Annotated in this window: 5 protein-coding genes; 1 reads left to right on the forward strand and 4 read right to left on the reverse strand. The window is 69.8% G+C overall.

Going from position 1 to position 3826, the window contains the following annotated elements; genetic code table 11:
• The 4 genes from IY392_RS15850 to IY392_RS15865 form a co-directional block, all read right to left on the reverse strand.
• Positions 1 to 490 (reverse strand): ribonuclease H (locus IY392_RS15850; RefSeq protein WP_194861731.1); only part of this gene is annotated, 490 nt, incomplete at its 3' end.
• A 69-nt stretch (positions 491 to 559) separates the two neighbouring features.
• On the reverse strand, positions 560 to 802 hold the full coding sequence (locus IY392_RS15855; RefSeq protein WP_017836681.1) for a hypothetical protein: 243 nt from the start codon (positions 800 to 802) through the stop codon (positions 560 to 562).
• A 45-nt stretch (positions 803 to 847) separates the two neighbouring features.
• Positions 848 to 2047, reverse strand: a complete 1200-nt coding sequence (locus IY392_RS15860) for an acyl-CoA desaturase (protein WP_194861732.1) — start codon at positions 2045 to 2047, stop codon at positions 848 to 850.
• Between the two features lie 76 nt (positions 2048 to 2123).
• Entirely contained in the window at positions 2124 to 3245 is a 1122-nt protein-coding gene (locus IY392_RS15865) for a flavin reductase family protein (RefSeq protein WP_194861733.1), read from the reverse strand.
• Between the two features lie 251 nt (positions 3246 to 3496).
• Here IY392_RS15865 and IY392_RS15870 point away from each other — a divergent pair.
• A partial coding sequence (locus tag IY392_RS15870; RefSeq protein ID WP_194861734.1) for a TetR family transcriptional regulator occupies positions 3497 to 3826 on the forward strand: 330 nt, incomplete at its 3' end.

Here is a 3826-nt window from a genome sequence, read left to right on the forward strand (position 1 = left end):
GGTCGTCACCCGCGCCGACCGACCGGGCTCCCGGGAATCCGGGGCCGGCTCCGGGCACCCGCCGCGCCGCGTAGGCCTTGGCAGCGCCGTTGGCCAGTATGTCCGCCTTCTCGTTGAGCTCGTGCCCGGCGTGTCCCTTGACCCACTCGAAGGTGACCTCGCGGCCGGCCATGGCCTCGTCGAGCGCCTTCATGACCTGGACGTTGAGAACCGGCTTCCCGTCGGCCTTCTTCCACCCCTTGCGCTTCCACCCGGCCATCCACTTGGTCACCGAGTTGATGACGTACTGCGAGTCGCACAGGATGTGGAGCGGCTCGGGGGAGTGCGCGGTCTGGCGGAGGAGGTCCAGGACGGCGGTGAGTTCACCCTGGTTGTTCGTGCCCCTGGCCCATCCGCCGCAGCGCCATCGGGACTCGTCGATGTACCAGGCCCATCCGGCAGGGCCGGGGTTTCCGAGAGCGGAGCCGTCCGCGGCGGCGATGATCGTCACGTCACGCGATCCTGCCACCGTGGCCGGTGGGGGAGCCCACCGGCCACGGTCATCGGCTCACCTGGGGACTCATCCCTGCAGTTCGCCGTCCTCGATGCCGTCCAGATCGATCATCGGTGACCGCCTGCGCTCATCGAGTCGCGCGGCACGGGCGGCCTCCCGCATCTCGATCCCGTCGGTGACGAAGTCGCCGATCTCCTTGGCGATGGATCCCACCGCGTCGGTGATGATGACGGCGATCCGGCCGACGAGTGACGCCCCCGCCTGGACACCTGCCTGGACCTGGTCCTTGTTGCGCTCGAAGTCGCCCATCGGAGTCGCTCCCTTCGTCAGTGGTGTCCACGAAGGTACCCCGGCTCAGGCCGCCGGTGTCACCTTCCGACGCTCGATGAGCACGGCCGGCGTGTCCGCCGGGGTGGGCGGAAGTGGCAGGGCCAGCCGGAACATCTTGACCCACACGTTCGTCACCTGCTTCCACAGCGGGCCGGTCGTGTACGGGAGTCCGTGCTCCTCGCAGATCGCCCGCACCTCCTCGGCGATCTCGGGGTAGCGGTGGGCGGGCAGGTCGGGGAAGAGGTGGTGCTCGATCTGGTGCGAGAGGTTCCCGGTGGCCAGGTGCATGAACGGACTGCCCGAGATGTTGGCCGAGCCCAGCATCTGCCGCACGTACCACTCGCCGCGCGTCTCCTCGGCGGTCTCCTCCTGGGTGAACACCTGGGCGCCGGACGGGAAGTGGCCGCAGAAGATCACCGAGAACGCCCAGACGTTGCGGACGAGGTTGGCGGTCAGGTTGCCGGCGAAGGTGAGCGGGAACAGCGGCCCGGTGAGCGCGGGGTGGACGATGTAGTCCTTGGCGACCTGGCCGCGGACCTTGCCCCACCAGCCGGCGAGCAGGCCCTTGACGTCCGACCACTTGCGCTTGCCCTTGAGGACGTTGTCGTACTCGAGGTCGTGGAGCATGACGCCCCACTCGAACAGCATCATGAGTGCGAACGCGTAGGCGGGGTTACCGAGGCGCAGGGGGGTCCACTTCTGCTCGTACTCCATGCGCAGGATCCCGTACCCGATGTCCCGGTCCAGATCCAGGATGTTGGTGTGGGTGTGATGCATGTAGTTGTGCGAGTGGCGCCACTGGTCGGACGGGCACACGTTGTCCCACTCGAAGCTGGACGAGTGGAGCATGTCGTCACGCATCCAGTCGTACTGGCCGTGCATGACGTTGTGGCCGATCTCCATGTTGTCGAGGATCTTGGAGGCGCTCAGCGCGGCCACCCCCGCGAGCCACGCGGGCGGCAGGAAGCCCAGGAACATGAGCCCACGACCGGTGAGTTCGAGTCGACGCTGCATGCGGACGACACGAAGGATGTAGTCGCGGTCGGCGGTCCCGAGGTCGGCCGCCACGCGGTCGCGGATGGCGTCGAGTTCCCGTCCGATGATCTCCACCGACTCGGCGGACAGGACGATCGGCTCGGGGCCGGCGGGGGTGGTCGCTGCGGACGTCGACTTGGTGGACGTCGACTTGGTGGAGCGGAAGCTGGGGATCTGCAGGAGGGTCATGATGGGATTCCTTCCGGGTGTTCCGGTGGGTCGTGCGGGTACGTCGGTCCGGGAGCGTGACGGGTGACCGGGGCGGTCAGAGTTCGATCTCGACGTCGCCCACGGGCGCGGAGACGCAGATCTGGACCAGGCAGCCGGGTTCGGTGTCGATCTCTCCGGTCCTCAGGTCGCGGGTGGCGCCGGAGACGCGGACGGCGGTGCAGGTATGGCAGATGCCCCTCCTGCACCCGTGCTTCGGGGACAGACCCGCGGCCTCCGCGCCCTCCAGCAGGGTGGTGCCGGGGTTGTGAGCCGACACCCCGCTCCTGACATGGGTGACGGTGCCACCGTCGCCGTCGGGAACGGGGCCGGTGGAGGCGGTGAACCGCTCACGCAGGACGTCCGCGTAGCGATCGGGGCCGAGGGTCTCCGCGAGGCCGTCGGCGAGGCCGTCGGGTCCACAGAGGAAGATGGTGGCGTCGGAGTGCCACGGCGCCACGTCATCGAGGTGGTCCGACGTGAGGTGGCCGACCAGGCCTCCCGACACCGGCTCCGAGGGCGCTGACGGGTCGGAGCCTGCGGTCGCGACCACACGGACCTCGACCCCGGCGCGCGAGAGCTCACGAATCCGGTCACGGAACGGGACGTCCTCGGCCCGGCGCGCGTAGTGCAGCCAGGCCACCCGGCCGGTGGCGCCGGCGCCGCAGTGGCCCTCCCCGACGAGCGTCGAGGCGATGGAGAGCATCGGGGTGATGCCGCTGCCGCCGCTGACGAGGACCACGTCGGCCGGGCGCGTCTCCGGCAGGGTGACCTCCCCGACGGGATCGCCGAGGAGAAGCCGCATCCCGGGTGCGGCCTCGGACCACAGATGCTCCGAGACCACGCCTCCCGGATGCCGTCGGACGGCGATCGTCGCGAGGCCGTCGGACCGGGTGGCGGGATCGACCGGGGAGTAGTGGCGGCGCTGGACGACGCCGTCGACCACCACGCCGACCTCGAGAGCGGCTCCGGGGGCGGGCCTTTCGACCCCCGCCGGGAGTCGCAGCGTGATGACGGTGACGTCGGCGACGGGCCGGTCGACGGCGACGACCGTCGCGCCGGTCGGGTCGTCAGCCCAGTTCACTCCGAGTGATCGGACGTAGTGCTCCACCGGGTGCGGAGTGAGCAGGGTGCGGGTGATCCCGCGGGAGAAGAGTCTGCTGATGGTCGGGGCGGTCATGGGGACCTCCGGAAAGTAGCGGTCGGTGTGGTCGTGCGCCGTCGGACGCGGCCTACCGCCGTCCGGTGCGGCCCCGAACTCGAAGCCGTGGTCGCACCACGGGGGCGTATCCATCCGGTTCGACCACCGGACGAATTTGAGTGTACAGACGTTCTCTGAAATGAGAAGAGGGCTCCTGGTGTCTACTGGGTCACAGTGCGTCGGGGGTCCCCGACGTGCCTGTTCGCCCCTCAGCCGATACGATCACGGGCGTGACGACACCGGGTTCACGCGCGGAGCAGAAGCGGCACACGCGTGCACTGATCGTGGCCGCGGGCCGCAACGCAGTGGCCACGCGGGGCTTCTCCGGCCTCGGCGTCCGCGAGATCGCACGAGAGGCGGGCATCGTCCCCACCGCGTTCTACCGGCATTTCGAGTCGGTGGACGCCCTGGCCACCGAGATCGCTGCCGGGGCCGCCGAGGCGTTGGGTGGTCTGGTCGACGCCCTGGTGGCCGAACCCGCATCCGATCCCGCGGTGGACTGGCCCGGGCGGGCCTCGGCCCTGGCGGTCCGCGAGCCGCAGAACTGGTCGGTGCTCGCC

Origin of the sequence: Dietzia sp. SYD-A1 (assembly GCF_015356725.1) — a bacterium.
Lineage (GTDB): Bacteria > Actinomycetota > Actinomycetes > Mycobacteriales > Mycobacteriaceae > Dietzia.